Origin of the sequence: Ascidiimonas meishanensis (assembly GCF_037782385.1) — a bacterium.
GTDB lineage: Bacteria > Bacteroidota > Bacteroidia > Flavobacteriales > Flavobacteriaceae > Ascidiimonas > Ascidiimonas meishanensis.
The window spans coordinates 1-688 of record NZ_JBBEXD010000053.1; the positions used below are offsets into that span (position 1 = coordinate 1).

Below are 688 nucleotides of genomic sequence, written 5' to 3' on the forward strand. Positions count from 1 at the left end.
TAGAATAGCCTATCCTGAAAATCTAGCCTATGTCATATATACTTCAGGAAGTACTGGAAAGCCTAAAGGAGTCATGATCGAGCATCATAACTTACTAAATTATGTAATATTTGGCATTTCAGAGTATTGTTCAGCAATACAAAGTCATAACTTTCCATTGTTTACTTCTTTGTCATTTGACCTTACCCAAACAAGTATTTATCTAAGTCTACTTACAGGTGGACAGATACATGTTTATAAAAAAGAAGCATTAGAAGCGCTACAATTAATTCTTAAGAATAACGAGATAACATCTATAAAAGTAACACCTTCTCACTTATCACTTTTTAGTGATATAGACATTTCTCATCTATCACAAATTATTATTGGTGGAGAACCATTAAAACCATCACATTTAAATAATATAGAAACGTTAGAATCTAAGTGTAAAATTTATAATGAATATGGCCCCACAGAAACAACCATAGGTTGTTCTGTTTCAAATATTAATATTACAGACAATTTAGAACTCTTTTCTATAGGTTCCCCTATAGCGAATACCCAGATCTACATCCTAGATGCACATCAAGAATTGTTACCCATTGGAGTGGCTGGTGAGTTGTGTATCAGTGGTGCAGGAGTTGCCCGTGGGTATTTGAACAAAGAAGAGTTGACCAAACAGAAGTTTGTCGAGAACCCATTTGTTCCA

The 688-nt window shown here is 33.9% G+C and carries 1 protein-coding gene; it reads left to right on the forward strand.

What is annotated here, in order from left to right; translation table 11 throughout:
• Positions 1-688: AMP-binding protein (locus WBG07_RS19390; RefSeq protein ID WP_340203791.1), on the forward strand; the 688-nt coding region annotated here is incomplete at both ends.